This window comes from Kitasatospora sp. NPDC058190 (genome assembly GCF_042883685.1).
Classification (GTDB): Bacteria; Actinomycetota; Actinomycetes; order Streptomycetales; family Streptomycetaceae; genus Kitasatospora.
The window spans coordinates 34892-50337 of sequence record NZ_JBHVVI010000007.1 but is presented as its reverse complement, the minus strand read 5'-3'; the positions used below and the strand labels follow the sequence as shown (position 1 = coordinate 50337).

The following is a 15446-nucleotide window of genomic DNA, read 5'->3' as shown; positions in this document are numbered from 1 at the left end:
AGAACACTGAACGGAACTTGCGCCGGACGGCCCACCCGCCGCACGGCCGAGAAGGAGGAAGCACGTGGACGACGTTCTGCGGCGCGCCGCACTCTTCGCGGCACTCGACGACGAACAGGCCGGCGAGCTGCGCGCTTCCATGACCGAGGTCACCCTCGCCCGTGGGGAGTCGCTGTTCCACGAGGGCGACCCGGGCGACCGGCTGTACGTCGTCGCCGAGGGCAAGATCAAGCTGCACCGTGCCTCGCCGGACGGCCGCGAGAACATGCTCGCCGTGCTCGGCCCCAGCGAGATGATCGGCGAGCTGTCGCTGTTCGACCCGGGCCCGCGCACCGCCACCGCCAGCGCGCTGACCGAGGTCAAGCTGCTGGGCCTGGGCCACGGCGACCTGCAGCCCTGGCTGCACGCCCGCCCCGAGGTCTCCATCGCGCTGCTGCGGGCCATCGCCCGCCGACTGCGCCGGACCAACGACGTGATGTCCGACCTGGTCTTCTCCGACGTGCCCGGCCGCGTCGCCAAGGCCCTGCTGGACCTGTCCCGCCGCTTCGGCGTGCAGTCCGAGGAGGGCATCCACGTCGCCCACGACCTCACCCAGGAGGAGCTGGCCCAGCTGGTCGGCGCCTCCCGCGAGACGGTCAACAAGGCGCTCGCCGACTTCGCCGGCCGCGGCTGGCTGAAGCTGGAGGCGCGCGCGGTGGTCCTGCTGGACGTCGAGCGGCTGTCGCGCCGCTCGCGCTGACGCCGTACGAACGCTGAAGGGCCGGTCCGAGCGGACCGGCCCTTCGCCGTTCGCGGGCCTCAGCCCTGCTCGTTCGCGGGTCAGCCCTGGTCGGGGATGAGCCCGTGCTCCTCCAGGTACTCCAGCTGGGCCCGCACCGAGAGCTCGGCGGCCGGCCAGAGCGCCCGGTCCACGTCGGCGTAGACCCGGGCGACCACGTCGACCGCCGTCCGGCAGCCCGCCTCGACCGCGGTCTCCACCTGGGCGAGCCGGGTGGCCCGGTGGGCCAGGTAGTAGTCGACGGCGCCGAGCGCGTCCGCGAGCACCGGGCCGTGGCCGGGCAGCACGGTCCGCACGCCGTAGTGGGAGGCCATCGTGTGCAGGTGGCGCAGCGAGTCCAGGTAGTCGCCGAGCCGGCCGTCGGGGTGGGCGACCATCGTGGTGCCGCGGCCGAGCACGGTGTCGCCGGTGAGGATCGCGCCGTCGTCCGGCAGGTGGAAGGTCAGCGAGTCCGAGGTGTGGCCGGGGGTGGCGACCACCCGCAGGTCGAGGCCGCCGACGTCCAGGCGTTGACCTCCCACCAGGCCCTCGGAGCCCAGCCGGTGCGCCGGGTCCAGGGCCCGCACCTCGCTGCCGGTCAGCTCGGCGAAGCGGGCCGCGCCCTCGGAGTGGTCGGCGTGGCCGTGGGTGAGCAGGGTGAGCGCGATCCGCTGGCCCCGCTCCTCGGCGAGCTCGACCACCCGGCGCAGGTGGCCCTCGTGCAGCGGGCCCGGGTCGATCACCACCGCGAGGTCCGAACCGGGCTCGGAGAGCAGCCAGGTGTTGGTGCCGTCCAGCGTCATCGGCGACGGGTTCGGCGCCAGCACGCACAGCGCCCGAGGGGTGGCCTCTCCGCCGATCGCGGCGGCGGGGTCACCCGGCAGGAGTCCGCTCATGCGCCCACCTCGCTCCGCCCGGCAGGCGCTTCGCGCAACGCGCACCTCTCGACGGTTCGCTCACTCCGCTCGCTCACCGGCCGCGCTCGCCGTCGCGATGCAGGGCCCGCAGCGGCAGGGCCCGGACGAGGGCGCGCTGGGCGACCTCGACGAACGGGACCTGGCTGTCGCAGCCGGTGGAACGGGGGATCAGTCGGCGGGCGGGCAGCTCGGGGGCCGTCCGGCGAGCCACGTCGTTGTGGTTCATCGGGTGTCGGTCCTTTCTGGTCGGCATCTCTCGGTGCGGTCGGAAGTCCTCCTGCGAGGGCTCCTCCTGTGAGGACTCCTCAGGTGAGGGCTCCTCGGCTCAGGAATCCTCGGGGAACTCCCCGTCGATGGTCAGTTCGTCATACCCGGGCCAGCGGACCGTCATCCGGTCGCCCCGGACCTCGGCCCGGCCCAGCACCGGCTCCAGCACCCGCCCGGCGGCCGCGGCCACCGCCTCGGCGGCGGTCCGGACCGGCGACAGCTCGCGCAGCACCGTCACGGTCGGCGGCAGCATGCCGAACCGGCCGTCCTGGTGGCCCTTGACCGCCTCGGCCGGCGTCAGCCAGGCGACCCGGTCGGCCTCGCCGACCTCCAGGGCCGCGCGCTGGCCGGGCGGCAGGGCGGCGACGAAGAACCAGGTGTCGTAGCGCCGCTCCTCGAACTCCGGGGTGATCCAGCGGGCCCAGCCGCCCAGCAGGTCGCTGCGCAGCACCAGGCCGTGGTCACGGAGGAACTCGGCGAAGGACAGCTCGTGCGCCTCCAGCGCGGCCCGTTCGGCGGACCAGTCGCGCGGCTCGGCGACGCTGTCGGCGTCCGGGCCGGCCAGCAGCACGCCGGCCTCCTCGAAGGTCTCGCGCACCGCCGCGCAGACCACCGCCCGCGCCGTCCGGGCGTCCACCCCGAGCCGGTGCGCCCACTCCTCGGGCGTCGGCCCCGCCCAGCCCGTCTCGACCTCGGCGTCCCGCGGGTCCACGCCACCGCCCGGGTAGGCGTACATCCCGGCCGCGAAGGCCATCGAGGTGCGGCGGCGCAGCAGGTAGGCCTCCGGCCCGGCGGCGGAGTCGCGCAGCAGCACGACCGTCGCGGCGGGCCTGGGCACCGGAGGGGTCAGTTCGCCGGAGTCGACCGCCCGGATCCGGGCGGGCCAGCCGGGCGGCATCGGGAGCGTCGTTGCTCGATGGTCCATGCCCGGATGCTAAGCGCACGAAGGCGGGGTTGGACAGGCCCGACCCCGCCTTCGCGATCACACTCAACTGGTCTTGACGCGCACCTGGAGCTCGACCTCGACCGGGGCGTCCAGCGGCAGCACCGCGACACCGACCGCGCTGCGGGCGTGCACACCGGCGTTGCCCAGCACCTGGCCGAGCAGCTCGCTGGCGCCGTTGACCACGCCGGGCTGGCCGGTGAAGTCGGGGGCGGAGGCGACGAAGCCGACGACCTTCACGACCCGCTCGATCCGGTCCAGGTCGCCGATCACCGACTTGACGGCGGCCAGGGCGTTCAGCGCGCAGATCTGCGCGAGCTCCTTCGCCTCCTCCGGGGACACCTCGGCGCCGACCTTGCCGGTGCTCGGCAGCTTGCCGCCGACGACCGGCAGCTGGCCGGAGGTGAACACGAACTCGCCCGACAGCAGGGCCGGCACGTACGCGGCGACCGGAGCGGCCACCGGCGGCAGGGTCAGACCCAGCTCGGCGAGCTTCTCCTCGACCTTGCTCATGCGTTCTTCTCCCGCTTGAAGTAGGCCACCAGCTGCTCCGGGTTGGGGCCGGGCACGACCTGGACAAGCTCCCAGCCGTCCTCGCCGAAGTTGTCCAGGATCTGCTTCGTGGCGTGCACGAGCAGGGGCGCCGTCATGTATTCCCACTTGGTCATGGCCAGACTCTAGACGAGCCGCCCCGGCGATCGCCGCCGCACCGGGCCCGTCTTGTGGGCCGGGTCGGATCAGGTCGCGGCGTTGGAATGCGCGCATCGCACGGCGGAGGTGGGGGCACCTCCCCGCCGAAGGCCGGGGAAGCGCCGCGAGCCCGGGCCGGCCCGCGCGACAGACCCGGTCGGGCGGCGTGTGAGGTGGGGCACAAAGGGGGCATGATTCGGTCCCGGCACCCCAGGGGCTCCGGGCATCGGGCACGCTCCCTGGTTACCCTCGCGAGAGGGCACCCTCGTGAGGGGCGCCTCTGTCGGTAGGGGCACCCTCGTCTCAGGGGCATCCTCGGCGGAGGGGACGCCCGTAGGACGGAGACGGACGGAGACGGAGCGTGGCACGCACCCCCGGCCAGGCGGCCCGGCGCGACCCCGACTGGGAGGGTGTCCGGCTGCACGTGGTCAGCGGCAAGGGCGGCACCGGGAAGACCACGCTGGCCGCCGCGCTGGCGCTGGCGCTGGCCGCCGACGGCGGGCGGGTGCTGCTGGTCGAGGTCGAGGGACGACAGAGCATCGCCGAGCTGTTCGGCATCGCCGCGCTGCCGTACGAGGAGCGCCGGATCGCCTCGGTCGCCCGCCCCCAGCTCGGGCTGCCCGCCGGGGAGGGCGCGCCCGGCGAGGTCTTCGCGCTGGCCATCGACACCGAGCAGGCGCTGCTCGAGTACCTGGAGATGTTCTACAAACTCGGCCGGGCCGGAAAGGCGCTGCAGAAGGTCGGCTTCGTCGACTTCGCCACCACCATCGCCCCCGGCGTGCGGGACGTGCTACTCACCGGCAAGGCCTGCGAGGCGGCCCGCCGCAAGGGCCCGGACGGCCGGCGCCGGTACGACGCGGTGGTCATGGACGCCCCGCCGACCGGGCGGATCACCCGGTTCCTGAACGTCAACTCCGAGGTCGCCGGGCTGGCCCGGATCGGCCCGATACACACCCAGGCGCAGGCCGTGATGCGGGTGCTGAAGTCGCCGGAGACCGCGGTGCACCTGGTCACCCTGCTGGAGGAGATGCCGGTGCAGGAGACCGTCGACGGCATCGCGGAGCTGCGCGAGGCGAAGCTCCCGGTGGGCGGGGTGATGGTCAACATGGTCCGGCCGCCGGTGCTGGACGCGGCGGCGGTGGCCGCGGTGGACGGGGACCACCGCGAGGAGGTGGCGCTGGCCCTCGGCGAGGCCGGGCTGGGCGGCCGCTCCCGCAAGCCGGAGACCGTCCGGGCTGCGGTGGAGCCGCTGCTCGACCCGTTGTTGGAGCAGGCCAGGGAGCACGCCGAGCGGGTCGAGCTGGAGCGCGAGCAGCGCGCCGACCTGCAGCAGCTGCGGCTCCCGACGTACGAACTCCCGCTGCTCGGCGAGGGCGTGGACCTCGGCGGGCTGTACCGACTGGCGGGCGAACTGAAGCGGCAGGGGGCGGCATGAGCGAGCGGAGCGAACGGACCATCGAGCGGTTCGGCATGTGCGGCGTGTGCGGCATGTGCGAAGCGCCTGCCGGGCGTAGCGAGGCGGGCGCATGAGCAACGGGGTACGGAGCACCGGAAGGCGGCTCGCGGTGGACGAGCTGATCGACGACCCGAAGACGAGGATCATCGTCTGCTGCGGCTCCGGCGGCGTCGGCAAGACCACCACCGCCGCGGCGATCGGCCTGCGGGCCGCCGAGCGCGGCCGCAAGGTCGTGGTGCTGACCATCGACCCGGCCCGGCGGCTGGCCCAGTCGATGGGCCTGAGCGAGCTCGACAACACCCCGCGGGTGGTCAAGGGCGTCACCGCGATGGAGGGGGCGCCGCTCTGCGGGTCGGACGAGGGGAGTGGCGGGCGGCGGGCGGGAGAACTCCAGGCCATGATGCTCGACATGAAGCGGACCTTCGACGAGGTCGTGCTGGCCCACGCCGAACCCGAACGGGCCCGGGCGATCATGGAGAACCCCTTCTACCAGTCCCTGTCGGCCGGCTTCGCGGGCACGCAGGAGTACATGGCGATGGAGAAGCTCGGGCAGCTGCGCGCCGCCGAGGAGTGGGACCTGATCGTCGTGGACACCCCGCCGTCCCGCTCGGCGCTGGACTTCCTGGACGCACCCAACCGGCTCGGGTCCTTCCTGGACGGCCGGGTGATCCGGATCCTGACCGCGCCGGCCAAGGTCGGCGGCCGCAGCGCGATGAGGTTCCTCAACGCCGGAATGGGCCTGCTCACCGGGACCCTGGGCAAGATCTTCGGCGCCCAGCTGCTCACCGACGTGCAGACCTTCGTCAGCGCGATGGACTCGATGTTCGGCGGCTTCCGCGAGCGCGCCGACCGCACCTACCAGCTGCTCAAGGCGCCGGGCACAGCGTTCCTGGTGGTGGCCGCGCCGGAGCGGGACGCGCTGCGCGAGGCGGCGTACTTCGTGGACCGGCTCGCCGCGGACCGGATGCCGCTGGCCGGGCTGGTGCTCAACCGGGTGCACAGCACGGGGGCGCCGCAGCTCACCGCGGAGCGGGCGCTGGCGGCCGCCGAGGCCCTGGAGGAGAACGGCTCGGAGCACTCCTCGCCCGACGCGGAACTGCTCGCGGCCGGGTTGCTGCGGCTGCACGCCGAGCGGATGCAGATCATGGGGCGGGAGCGCCGCACCCGCGACCGCTTCGTGTCGGTGTACCCGGACGTGCCGATCGTGGAGGTCCCGGCGCTGCCGGGTGACGTGCACGACCTGGACGGACTGCGGGCCATCGGGGACCGGCTGAGCGGCGCGGCGTAGTCACCCCGGGGGTGCCCGGCGCGGTCCGACCCGACTGCCGCCGGGCTCAGCCCGCCTGCGCGTAGTCCGTCAGTATCACGCCGGTCGCGAGGGACTCCTCGTACTCGGTGCGGGCCGTCTCCAGCAGCTTCCGCCACGAGATGACCGTCGGGCGACGGCGCAGCAGCGCCCGCCGCTCGCGCTCCGTCATCCCGCCCCACACACCGAACTCCACCCGGTTGTCCAGCGCGTCCGCGAGGCATTCCGTACGGACGGGGCAACCGCTGCACACCGCCTTCGCGCGGTTCTGTGCCGCCCCCTGGACGAACAGTTCGTCCGGATCACTCGTGCGGCAGGCGGCCTGCGCACTCCAGTCGTCAACCCAGCCCATCCCGGCGCCGTCCTCTCCCGTAATCGAGGCTCCCCCACGGCGGCAACGGCATATTCACCGTTGCCAGTTGAGGACGTTACGGAAGAACGACAGCTTGCAACAGCCCCTTCGGGCTCAATCTCGAATGACCCGATTGGACTATGGGTATCGGTCAGCTCACTCGTTGGAGTGACTGCAGGTCGCAAGCCTTGCCAAGTTCAATGCCCACACTCTCGCCACAGGCGTCGTCACGGAGCGCCACCATTCACTGGAACACGGCGGGCCCCAGCCGCCTCAAAATCCGGACGAGAACGGGTAATTCGGGCAAGTCTCCCCACTCACAAGAGTGAATGGTGCTGACGCACCGAAGCTGTCGCAAGCTTGTGACAAGCGTAGGCGAACACCTGCCCCTATGGGTGGGATTCGGGGACGTAGGGTTCTCCTCATGGCACCGAAGCGCCCACAGGCACCCCAGCCCCCAGGCAACACCGGAGCTCCGCGCCGCAAGCGCAGCGGATCACCGTTGGACCACGCCGGCAACGGCGTGAAGTTCCTGGGCGTCAGCGTGCTCTCCGGAGTCCTGTTGGCAGGCCTCGCCCTGCCCGCCGTCGGCGCCATCGGGCTGACCGCCAAGGACACGGCGGAGAGCTTCCAGAACATCCCCGACGACTTCAAGACCCCGCCGCTGACCCAGGCGACGCAGATCTTCGACGCCAAGGGCGGCCTGATCGCCAAGGTGTACGAGCGCGACCGCACCGTCCTGACCGCCGACCAGATGTCGCCGTTCATGCGGCAGGCCCAGGTCGACATCGAGGACGCCCGCTTCTACGAGCACGGCGCCGTCGACCTCAAGGGCGTCCTGCGCGCGGTCGGCAAGAACGCGGAGAGCGGCACCGCCGCCCAGGGCGCCTCGACGCTGACCCAGCAGTACGTGAAGAACGTCAACGTGGAGAAGGCCGGCGACGACCAGGCGGCCGTCCTGGAGGCCCAGCGCAAGACCCTGGGCCGCAAGATCCAGGAGCTCAAGGTCGCGATCAAGCTGGAGGAGGACCTGACCAAGGATCAGATCCTCACCAACTACCTCAACATCACCTTCTACGGCCACCAGGCCTACGGGGTCGAGGCCGCGTCCCAGCGCTACTTCAGCAAGAGCAACAAGGACCTGACCATCGCCGAGGCCGCCACCCTCGCCGGTCTGGTCCAGAACCCGTCCCAGTACGACCCGGTGCGCTACCCCGACAACGCGGTCAAGCGCCGCAACGTCGTCATCGACAAGATGGTGGAGAACAAGCACATCACCGCCGACCAGGCGAAGGAGGCGAAGGCCGCCCCGCTGGGCCTGAAGTACAAGGACCCGCAGAACGGCTGCATCACCGCCAAGGCCGGCATGGGCTTCTTCTGCGACTACGTGCGCCACGTGGTCAAGCAGGACTCGGCCTTCGGCAAGAGCGCCGAGGATCGCAAGAAGCTCTGGGACACCGGCGGTCTGAACATCTACACCACGCTGGACCCGGACAAGCAGGCCGCCGCCCAGAACGCGGTGAGCAGCAACGTGAAGGTCACCGACACCGTCTCCGCCGCCGCCACCATGGTCGAGCCCGGCACCGGCAAGATCCTCGCCATGGCCCAGACCCGCCCGTACGGTCTGGTGACGGAGAAGAACCAGACCGTCGTCAACCTGAACGTCGACTTGGCAATGGGCGGCGGGACCGGCTTCCAGCCCGGCTCCACCTTCAAGCCGGTCGTCGCGGCCGCGGCACTGGAGGCGGGGCTGTCGCCGACCCAGGAGTACTCGGCCCCGAACTCGCTCCCGTACCCGACGATGACGACCTGCGAGGGGACCTGGAAGAACGAGGCCCGGCCCAAGACGGTGGTGCCCAACGAATCCGCCAGCGAGAAGGGCCCTTACCAGCTGAAGATGGCGATGGCCCTCTCGGTCAACACCTACTTCGTGCAGATGGAGCAGGAGATCGGCCTCTGTGCGGTCAAGCAGATGGCCAACAAGCTCGGCATCACCGCCAAGGCCAGCGGCAAGCCGCTGGAGGAGGTCCCCGCGATGGCCCTGGGCGTCGAGGAGATGAGCCCGCTGACCATGGCCAACGTCTACGCGACCTTCGCCGCCGAAGGCACGCACTGCGACACGATCGCCATCAACAAGATCACCACCGTGGAGGGCAAGGACGTCCCTGTCCCGGCCGGCCACTGCGAGAAGGTGTTCTCCGAGACGACGGCACAAGCGCTGAACACCATCCTCAACGGCGTGACCGAGAACAAGGGCACCGGCGCCGCGCTCAACCTGGAGGACGACCGGCAGATCGCCGGCAAGACCGGCACCTCGGACCACAAGAAGGCCGCCTGGTTCGACGGCTACACCCCGCAGCTCGCCACCGCCGTCTGGCTCGGCGGCCCCGCCGGCGGCGTCGAGATGCGCGACATCACCATCAACGGGCACTACCACGGCGAGGTGTTCGGCGCCGACGGCCCCGGACCGATCTGGCAGATGGCCATGAACCAGGCCCTGCGCGGCACGCCCGAGCAGTCCCTGCCGATGGCCGACATCCCCGACCCGGTGGTGAAGCCCGACCCGACGTCCACGCCCGACCCGAGCAACACCGGGACCGGCACGGCCACGCCGCCCGCCACCCCGCGGGGCACCACCCCGCGCGGCACCACCCCGCGGGGCACCACCCCGCGCGGCACCACCTCGCCCGACCCGGAGGGCTGACGGCGGTCACACCGGCGGCTCCTTGCTCTTGGCGAGGAGCCGCCGGTGGACGAAGCTGCACCTCCTACAATCCCGGCCATGACAGCCAGAGACGCAGTGATCCGCCCCGCCGTCCCGGCCGACCTGGGCGCCGTGGCCGAGATCTACGCGCACTACGTCCGCGACACCGTGATCACCTTCGACGAGACGCCGCCCGCGCCCGCCGTCTGGCAGCAGCGGTTCGAGGACCTCGCCGCCCGGGGGCTCCCGTTCCTGATCGCCGAGGTGTCCGGCGAGGTCGCCGGCTACGCGTACGCGGCTCCCTGGAGGCCCAAGCCCGCCTACCGGTACACCGCCGAGAACTCGATCTACCTGGCCCCCACCCACACCGGGCGGGGCCTCGGCGGTGCCCTGCTGGAGGCCCTGCTGGCGGCCTGCGCGAAGACCCGCCTGCGGCAGGTGGTCGCCGTGATCGCCGACTCCGGCAGCGACGCCTCGGCCGCGCTGCACCGCCGTTACGGCTTCACCGACGCGGGCCGGCTGACGGCCGTCGGCTTCAAGCACGACCGCTGGATCGACACCGTTCTGATGCAGCGGACCCTCGGCTGACGACCTCAGCCCGCGTCCAGGGTGATGGCCCGCACCGGGCAGGCCTCCGCCGCCTCTCGGACCAGCGGGTCGCCGGACCGGGCCGCGCCGCCCGGGAGGAGTTCCACGACGCCCTCGTCGTCCTGGGTGAACACCTCGGGCGCGTGGCGGGTGCACATGGCCGAGCCGATGCACCGGCCGGTGTCGAGTTCGATGTCCATGGCGCCTCCTACCAGGCGACCGGCAGCGCGGACAGGCTGCCCTGCAGCACGTACGGGGGATTGGCCCGCACCTGGTCGGCGGGTACGGCGAGCCGCAGGGTGGGGACGCGGCGGAGCAGGACGGTCAGTGCCGTCTCGATGACGGCCCGGGCGAGGTTCTGGCCGACGCACTGGTGGATGCCGTACCCGAAGGCGACGTGTCGGCCGGCCTTGCGGTGGATGTCGAGGGCGTCGGGCTCCTGCCAGGTCTCGGGGTCCCGGTTCATCAGCATCAGTGAGACGAGGACGCCGTCGCCGTCCCGGATGGTGTGCCCGGCGAGCTCGATGTCCGCGGTGGCGACGCGGGGCAGTACGTCCGCGACCGAGCTGAGGCGGGTGAGTTCGTCGACCGCGTCGGGTGTCAACTCCGGTTCACGGCGCAGCTTTTCGAGTTGGTCGGGGTGTTCGAGCAGGGCGAGGGTCGCGGCGGCGATGGTGCTGGAGGTGGTGTCGTCGCCGCCGGTCAGCAGGATCGCGCAGAGTGCCACCAGCTGGTCGCCGTCCATGCCGCCCTCGTCCGGCCGGGCCGCCAGGAGGTCGTCGATCAGCCCGGTGCCGGGCTGCCGCTCCTTGCGCGCGATGAGGTCGCGCAGGCGGGTCAGGATCTCGTCGAAGAGCTTCCCGGCCTCCCCGGGGGCGTTCCCGGTGGAGGGGGCGAGCACCTGGCGGGTGCGTTCCGCGATGTAGCGGCCGTCGTCCTCGGGGACGCCCAGCAGTGCGAAGTTGGCCGCGCAGGCCAGCGGCAGCGAGTACGCGGCGACCAGGTCGGCCCGGTCGCCCCGGGCGAGCATCGCGTCGACCAGGTCCTCGGCGAACCCCTCGAGCCTCGGTCGTAGCGCGGCGATCCGCCGGACGCCGAAGGCGGGGATCACCATCCGCCGCTGGTGGGCGTGTTCGGGGTCGTCGACGCCGCTGAGCGGGGGCGCGAACCCGGCCTCGGCCTGCTCGGCGGACTGCGGGGTCAGGGCGGGGAAGGACGGGTGCCGGACATCGACGGAGACCCGGGGGTCGAGCAGCAGGGCGCGGCCCTCCGCGCTCCCGGAGACCAGCCAGACCTCCCGGCCGTCGTACAGCGTCACCCGTGACAACGGCCCGTCCGCGCGCAGCTGTTCGTAGCCGTCGGGCATCCGGTAGGGGCAGCCGCGTGCCATCGGATAGGCGGGGGCGTCGCTCGATCGGCTGCCGGCGGGTGTCACGGTCATCAATCATGCCAGATGGTCCGTCGGTGGACGACGGCATCGAGAAGCATCAAGTGGCCTATGAAGCAATATGTTTGACGTTTCATCAGTCAATGACCAAGGGGCTGCTCTTCGTCCCCGCCGCCCTCGGCCACCGTCACCCCGGCCGGGCCCGAGGGGTGGGTCTGGACCCACCTCGACTGTGGGGCCAGACCCGTGTCGGCCCGGTCGCCCGCTCCGTAGCGTCGTAGCCACAGCGACACCACGACCCGGAGGAACGGACACCATGGCCACGACCGAGCCGGCGAACCTCGGCAACTCCCGTACCCAGGACGCCTTCACCACCGCGAGGAAGTGCGTCGCGCTCTTCGGCGCCGTCGGCGTCATCGTCCTCGCCACCGTCGCCGTGATGGCCTCCCTCGGCCACGGGACGACGCCGTTCATGTGGATCCGCGGCGCCCTCTTCCCTGCGATCGCCCTGGTGCTGCTCCGCATCCTGGCCCGCGCCGCCGAGGGCTCCTACCGGGCCTTCGACCGCGTCCGGACCCTCTCCACCGTGATGCCGATCGCCATCATCGGCGTCGATCTGATCCCCGGCCTCTGCCCGCCCTGGTACGCCGTCCTCCAGGGCCTTTCCGCCCTCGCCCTGGTTCCGGTCGCGGTCCTCACCCGTGGCGCCGCCCTGAGCGCCGCCTTCCCCAAGCCCAACTGACGCCTGCGGACGGCGCGGATCGCCGATTCCCTGCCGGAAGTCGATGGGGGCGGCCTCACGCGGCCTGCCGGGCGTGGGTGGTGGCGAGGTCGCGGACGGCGGCGGCGACGGCGGGGGAGTCCTTGCGCAGGATCTTGGAGTGGTTGCTGGGGACCCTGGTGTGGACGCTGATGTGGGGGTTGCGGGCGAGGACGGGGGTGAGGTCGGCGCGCAGCTTCTCCATCGTCCTGGCGTCGGCGCCGAGGTTGCCGCCGGTGGCCATGACGTAGCGGGTGGGGACGTTCACCCGGTCGAGGACGGGGTTCAGGGCGGCGGGGGAGCACAGGTCGATGAGTTCGAGGTTGATCTCGGCGTGCTGGGCGGCGCTCATCCGGGCGGCCATGCCCAGGCGGCGGGCGATCGGGAAGACCGGGCTGAGGCGGCGGAACAGGCCGCGGACCTGCTCGCGGGTGGCGTCGTCGATCGGGTCGGTGAGGTAGGCGCCGTCGACGGAGACCGCGCCGAGGGTGCGATGGGGGTTGCGGGCGGCCCAGTGGGCGGCGATCAGGGCGCCGTAGGACCAGCCGACCAGGATGGGTCGCTCGACGCCGCGGGCGGTCAGGACGGCGTCGAGGTCGCGCAGGCAGGCCTCGAAGGAGTAGTCGCCGGCGGTGCGGGACTTGCCGCGGGCGCGCTCGTCGAAGGTGACGTGGCGGTAGCCGGGGCCGAGGTCGGCGATGACGCGGCGCCAGTGGGACTGGTCGGCGTAGGAGCCGTTGAGGTAGACGACCGGGGTGCCGGTGCCGCCGGTGTCGGTGACGGCCAGGGCGGTGTCGTCGACCTCGACCATGCCGGTCCAGGCGGGGACGGAGTGCTGCGTGCTGGTCATGGTGGAGGCTTCCTTCGCGATCAGGAGCGGATTGACGGGGACGGGGTTTTCAGAGGCTGCGGGCGGTGATGTCGCCGTGGTTGGTGGTGGCGTGGATGTCGAGCTCGGTGGTGCCGTCGTTGCGCAGGGAGTTGGTGACGCGGCCGTAGCTGGTGCCGGCGTCGAGGGAGGCGGAGGTGCCGGCGGCGGCGCCGACGGTGATGCTGCCCATCTCGGTGCGCAGGGTGAGGGTGCCGCGCACGGCTTCGGTGACGCGGATGTCGCCGCGGGCGGTGCTGATGGTGGCGGGGCCGGTGAGGCGGCCGACCTCGATGTCGCCGTCGACGGCCTTCAGGCGCAGGCTCGCGGCCTCGTCGATCTTGGTCTGGCGGTAGGCGCCCTGGAAGTCGATGTCGCCCAGGCGGCCGACGACGCGCAGTTCGCAGCTGTCGGTGCGGGCCTCGACGCGGGAGCCGGCGGGCAGCTGGACGGTGACCTCGACGGCGCCGGGGCCCAGCAGCTTGTTGGCGGGCTCGGCGGTGTGGATGCGCAGGACGCCGTCGGTGTAGGAGACGACGGCCTGCTCCGCGGTCTGGACGTCGCGGTTCTTGCCGGGGTTGGCGGGGCGGACCTCGACGGTGGTGTCGGTGCGGTCGGCGGCGATGAACTGGACGCGGCCGGCGGGGATGTCCAGGACGGCGGCGATCGGGGCGGCGGTGGCGAACTTCTGCATGGTTCCTTCTCCTTCTCCGGCGGCGGGCCCCTTGTCGGCCCGTCGTTTTCGACAACGGAAAAGCTACGTTGCGTTCGCATATCTGGCAACGCCATCGTTGCGCCAAAACGCCATCTCTGCAGGTAAATGCGGTGAAATCGTTGCAGTGGGCGTGAATCGAATGCAACGGCTGCCGAGTGTCTCGTTGCAATGGATGTGAAATGAACGCTATGCTGAAGCCATCCACGGACGCCACGAAGGAGGCCGCGATGCCGGGAGGCAGACTCACCCAGCAGGAACGCCAGCAGATCGCGCTGGGCCTGGCCGACGGCCTCGCCTACGCGGAGATCGCCCGCCGCCTGGAGCGCCCGACCTCGACCGTCACGCGCGAGGTGATGCGCAACGGCGGCCCCACCGGCTACCGCGCCGAACTCGCCCACCGCGCCACCGAACAGCGCGCCCAGCGCCGCCGGCAGCCCGCACCCCGGAAGGCGGGCGGGCCCTCGCCGGAGCACGGGCGTGACGTCGAGGCCGTGCGCGAGTACGAGGAGATGTTCGCCTCCGTCTTCATCCAGTCGGGCCTGCCCAAGATGACGGCCCGGGTGCTGGCCTGCTTCTTCACCACCGACGAGGGCAGCCTCACCGCCTCCGAACTCGTCCAGCGCCTCCAGATCAGCCCGGCGTCCGTCTCCAAGGCGATCGCGTTCCTGGAGAGCCAGAGCCTGGTCCGCCGGGAGCGCGACGACCGCCGCCGGGAGCGCTACGTGGTCGACGACGACGTCTGGTACCAGTCGATGATGTCCACGGCCCGCGCCAACGCCCACTTCGTCCAGATCGCCCGACAGGGCGCCGGGGTCCTCGGCCCCGCCACCCCGGCCGGCGTCCGGCTGGAGAACGTCGCCCGCTTCATGGACTTCGTCTCCGAGAGCATCGCCCGCGCCGCCGAGCAGGCCCGTGAAATCCTCCACAGCAAGCCCGAACCGGCCTCGGACGGCGCCGACTGAGCCACCTTCGGACCGTGTGCGTGAAGCCCCGGCCGTACTTCGAGCAGCAGGACGGTGCCAGGGGTGAGCCGGGCCGGCGCGTTGAGGGCCAGCAGCTGGTTGACGGCGCTGGGCTGCCCGTGCGCTGGACGGAGTGACGCGGGACACACCGGCGGCTGTCACGGGCCGCCCGGCTGCCCTGTCTCAAGGGGCAGCAACGGAAAGCGCGATCCCGAGGGAGCACACCATGGAAGCCCGCCTGAACGCCTTCGCCAGCCCGGTCATGGGCAAGGTCTTCAAGCACCTCATAGCGGCCAACAAGCCGATCGCCGACTCGACCGTGCCGTACGCGACCCAGGAGCTGGTGCGGCTGCGCGCCAGCCAGATCAACGGGTGCGGGGCCTGTGTGGACATGCACTTCAAGGAGGCCGTGTTCGCGGGGGAGGAGGCGACCCGGCTGAACCTGGTGGCGGTCTGGCGGGAGGCGACGGTGTTCACGGACGCCGAGCGGGCCGCCCTGGAGCTGGCGGAGCAGGGCAGCCGGCTGGCCGACGGGGGCGGGGTGACGGACGAGGCGTGGGAGAACGCGGCGAAGCACTACGACGAGGAGCAGCTCGCGGCGCTGGTCTGCCTCATCGCCCTGATCAACGCGTTCAACCGCGCCAACGTCATGATCCGCCAGCCCGGTGGCAGCTACCAGGCCGGGCAGCACGTTCAAGCCGCCGCGCGGCTGAGCGACTGAGCCGCCGAGCGCAGGGAAGCCGACGGCCGGGGAATCCCCCTCCCCGGCCGTCG

The 15446-nt window shown here is 71.9% G+C and carries 18 protein-coding genes; 8 read left to right on the top strand and 10 right to left on the bottom strand.

From position 1 onward, the window contains the following. Window positions 1-64: 64 nt before the first annotated feature. Window positions 65-739: a Crp/Fnr family transcriptional regulator gene (locus tag ACFVWU_RS04985; protein WP_380608697.1), complete on the top strand. Its 675-nt coding sequence runs from the start codon at window positions 65-67 to the stop codon at window positions 737-739. A gap of 80 nt (window positions 740-819) precedes the next feature. Here the strand turns inward: ACFVWU_RS04985 and ACFVWU_RS04980 are convergent, their stop codons facing one another. From ACFVWU_RS04980 to ACFVWU_RS04960, 5 genes are all read right to left on the bottom strand, one after another. Beyond that, window positions 820-1653, bottom strand: a complete 834-nt coding sequence (locus tag ACFVWU_RS04980; protein WP_387615721.1) for an MBL fold metallo-hydrolase — start codon at window positions 1651-1653, stop codon at window positions 820-822. A 73-nt stretch (window positions 1654-1726) separates the two neighbouring features. Next, entirely contained in the window at window positions 1727-1900 is a 174-nt protein-coding gene (locus tag ACFVWU_RS04975) for a hypothetical protein (protein ID WP_387615718.1), read from the bottom strand. A 99-nt stretch (window positions 1901-1999) separates the two neighbouring features. After that, complete coding sequence (locus tag ACFVWU_RS04970) at window positions 2000-2866, bottom strand: NUDIX hydrolase (RefSeq protein WP_387615715.1); 867 nt, start codon at window positions 2864-2866, stop codon at window positions 2000-2002. Between the two features lie 63 nt (window positions 2867-2929). Next, the gene (locus ACFVWU_RS04965) at window positions 2930-3397 is read right to left on the bottom strand and encodes a RidA family protein (RefSeq protein ID WP_387615712.1); all 468 of its coding nucleotides are present in this window, start codon (window positions 3395-3397) and stop codon (window positions 2930-2932) included. Next, complete coding sequence (locus ACFVWU_RS04960; protein ID WP_094743074.1) at window positions 3394-3552, bottom strand: DUF4177 domain-containing protein; 159 nt, start codon at window positions 3550-3552, stop codon at window positions 3394-3396. Before ACFVWU_RS04960 ends, ACFVWU_RS04965 begins: the two co-directional genes overlap by 4 nt. 383 nt (window positions 3553-3935) lie before the next feature. Here ACFVWU_RS04960 and ACFVWU_RS04955 point away from each other — a divergent pair, with 383 nt between their 5' ends. Both ACFVWU_RS04955 and ACFVWU_RS04950 read left to right on the top strand, forming a co-directional pair. Beyond that, the gene (locus tag ACFVWU_RS04955) at window positions 3936-5009 is read left to right on the top strand and encodes an ArsA-related P-loop ATPase (RefSeq protein WP_387615708.1); all 1074 of its coding nucleotides are present in this window, start codon (window positions 3936-3938) and stop codon (window positions 5007-5009) included. 91 nt (window positions 5010-5100) lie between these two features. After that, on the top strand, window positions 5101-6318 hold the full coding sequence (locus ACFVWU_RS04950; RefSeq protein ID WP_387615705.1) for an ArsA family ATPase: 1218 nt from the start codon (window positions 5101-5103) through the stop codon (window positions 6316-6318). Window positions 6319-6364: 46 nt separating this feature from the next. Here the strand turns inward: ACFVWU_RS04950 and ACFVWU_RS04945 are convergent, their stop codons facing one another. Then, window positions 6365-6688: a WhiB family transcriptional regulator gene (locus tag ACFVWU_RS04945; protein ID WP_195911063.1), complete on the bottom strand. Its 324-nt coding sequence runs from the start codon at window positions 6686-6688 to the stop codon at window positions 6365-6367. A 424-nt stretch (window positions 6689-7112) separates the two neighbouring features. Between ACFVWU_RS04945 and ACFVWU_RS04940 the strand changes: the two genes are divergently transcribed. Together ACFVWU_RS04940 and ACFVWU_RS04935 are read left to right on the top strand one after the other, a co-directional pair. Further along, window positions 7113-9392 carry a transglycosylase domain-containing protein gene (locus ACFVWU_RS04940; protein ID WP_387615701.1) on the top strand — a complete coding sequence of 760 codons (2280 nt, stop codon included), beginning with the start codon at window positions 7113-7115 and terminating at the stop codon, window positions 9390-9392. 78 nt (window positions 9393-9470) lie between these two features. Then, window positions 9471-9980, top strand: coding sequence for a GNAT family N-acetyltransferase (locus tag ACFVWU_RS04935; RefSeq protein WP_387615698.1), 510 nt, complete (start codon window positions 9471-9473; stop codon window positions 9978-9980). Between the two features lie 5 nt (window positions 9981-9985). On the opposite strand, the gene ACFVWU_RS04930 is transcribed toward ACFVWU_RS04935, so the two are convergent. Continuing rightward, window positions 9986-10180: a ferredoxin gene (locus tag ACFVWU_RS04930; RefSeq protein WP_387615695.1), complete on the bottom strand. Its 195-nt coding sequence runs from the start codon at window positions 10178-10180 to the stop codon at window positions 9986-9988. Between the two features lie 8 nt (window positions 10181-10188). Further along, window positions 10189-11421, bottom strand: coding sequence for a cytochrome P450 (locus ACFVWU_RS04925; RefSeq protein WP_387615692.1), 1233 nt, complete (start codon window positions 11419-11421; stop codon window positions 10189-10191). Window positions 11422-11683: 262 nt separating this feature from the next. On the opposite strand from ACFVWU_RS04925, the gene ACFVWU_RS04920 reads away from it, so the two are divergent. Next, window positions 11684-12109: a hypothetical protein gene (locus ACFVWU_RS04920; RefSeq protein ID WP_387615689.1), complete on the top strand. Its 426-nt coding sequence runs from the start codon at window positions 11684-11686 to the stop codon at window positions 12107-12109. A gap of 55 nt (window positions 12110-12164) precedes the next feature. On the opposite strand, the gene ACFVWU_RS04915 is transcribed toward ACFVWU_RS04920, so the two are convergent. Further along, on the bottom strand, window positions 12165-12977 hold the full coding sequence (locus ACFVWU_RS04915) for an alpha/beta fold hydrolase (RefSeq protein WP_387615686.1): 813 nt from the start codon (window positions 12975-12977) through the stop codon (window positions 12165-12167). 49 nt (window positions 12978-13026) lie between these two features. Then, window positions 13027-13689, bottom strand: a complete 663-nt coding sequence (locus tag ACFVWU_RS04910) for a DUF4097 family beta strand repeat-containing protein (RefSeq protein WP_387615683.1) — start codon at window positions 13687-13689, stop codon at window positions 13027-13029. A gap of 248 nt (window positions 13690-13937) precedes the next feature. Here ACFVWU_RS04910 and ACFVWU_RS04905 point away from each other — a divergent pair, with 248 nt between their 5' ends. Beyond that, window positions 13938-14672: a helix-turn-helix domain-containing protein gene (locus tag ACFVWU_RS04905; protein WP_387615680.1), complete on the top strand. Its 735-nt coding sequence runs from the start codon at window positions 13938-13940 to the stop codon at window positions 14670-14672. 226 nt (window positions 14673-14898) lie between these two features. Next, window positions 14899-15393 (top strand): carboxymuconolactone decarboxylase family protein, encoded by a 495-nt coding sequence (locus ACFVWU_RS04900; RefSeq protein ID WP_387615678.1) that lies wholly within the window; start codon window positions 14899-14901, stop codon window positions 15391-15393. Window positions 15394-15446 lie beyond the last annotated feature (53 nt).

Coding starts and splice junctions, on each gene's coding strand:
- ACFVWU_RS04935 (WP_387615698.1), top strand. CDS start 9,471: ATGACAGCCAGAGACGCAGTGATCCGCCCCGCCGTCCCGGCCGACCTG.
- ACFVWU_RS04915 (WP_387615686.1), bottom strand. CDS start 12,977: ATGACCAGCACGCAGCACTCCGTCCCCGCCTGGACCGGCATGGTCGAG.
- ACFVWU_RS04965 (WP_387615712.1), bottom strand. CDS start 3,397: ATGAGCAAGGTCGAGGAGAAGCTCGCCGAGCTGGGTCTGACCCTGCCG.
- ACFVWU_RS04900 (WP_387615678.1), top strand. CDS start 14,899: ATGGAAGCCCGCCTGAACGCCTTCGCCAGCCCGGTCATGGGCAAGGTC.
- ACFVWU_RS04970 (WP_387615715.1), bottom strand. CDS start 2,866: ATGGACCATCGAGCAACGACGCTCCCGATGCCGCCCGGCTGGCCCGCC.
- ACFVWU_RS04950 (WP_387615705.1), top strand. CDS start 5,101: ATGAGCAACGGGGTACGGAGCACCGGAAGGCGGCTCGCGGTGGACGAG.
- ACFVWU_RS04960 (WP_094743074.1), bottom strand. CDS start 3,552: ATGACCAAGTGGGAATACATGACGGCGCCCCTGCTCGTGCACGCCACG.
- ACFVWU_RS04925 (WP_387615692.1), bottom strand. CDS start 11,421: ATGACCGTGACACCCGCCGGCAGCCGATCGAGCGACGCCCCCGCCTAT.
- ACFVWU_RS04920 (WP_387615689.1), top strand. CDS start 11,684: ATGGCCACGACCGAGCCGGCGAACCTCGGCAACTCCCGTACCCAGGAC.
- ACFVWU_RS04945 (WP_195911063.1), bottom strand. CDS start 6,688: ATGGGCTGGGTTGACGACTGGAGTGCGCAGGCCGCCTGCCGCACGAGT.
- ACFVWU_RS04940 (WP_387615701.1), top strand. CDS start 7,113: ATGGCACCGAAGCGCCCACAGGCACCCCAGCCCCCAGGCAACACCGGA.
- ACFVWU_RS04930 (WP_387615695.1), bottom strand. CDS start 10,180: ATGGACATCGAACTCGACACCGGCCGGTGCATCGGCTCGGCCATGTGC.
- ACFVWU_RS04980 (WP_387615721.1), bottom strand. CDS start 1,653: ATGAGCGGACTCCTGCCGGGTGACCCCGCCGCCGCGATCGGCGGAGAG.
- ACFVWU_RS04905 (WP_387615680.1), top strand. CDS start 13,938: ATGCCGGGAGGCAGACTCACCCAGCAGGAACGCCAGCAGATCGCGCTG.
- ACFVWU_RS04910 (WP_387615683.1), bottom strand. CDS start 13,689: ATGCAGAAGTTCGCCACCGCCGCCCCGATCGCCGCCGTCCTGGACATC.
- ACFVWU_RS04975 (WP_387615718.1), bottom strand. CDS start 1,900: ATGAACCACAACGACGTGGCTCGCCGGACGGCCCCCGAGCTGCCCGCC.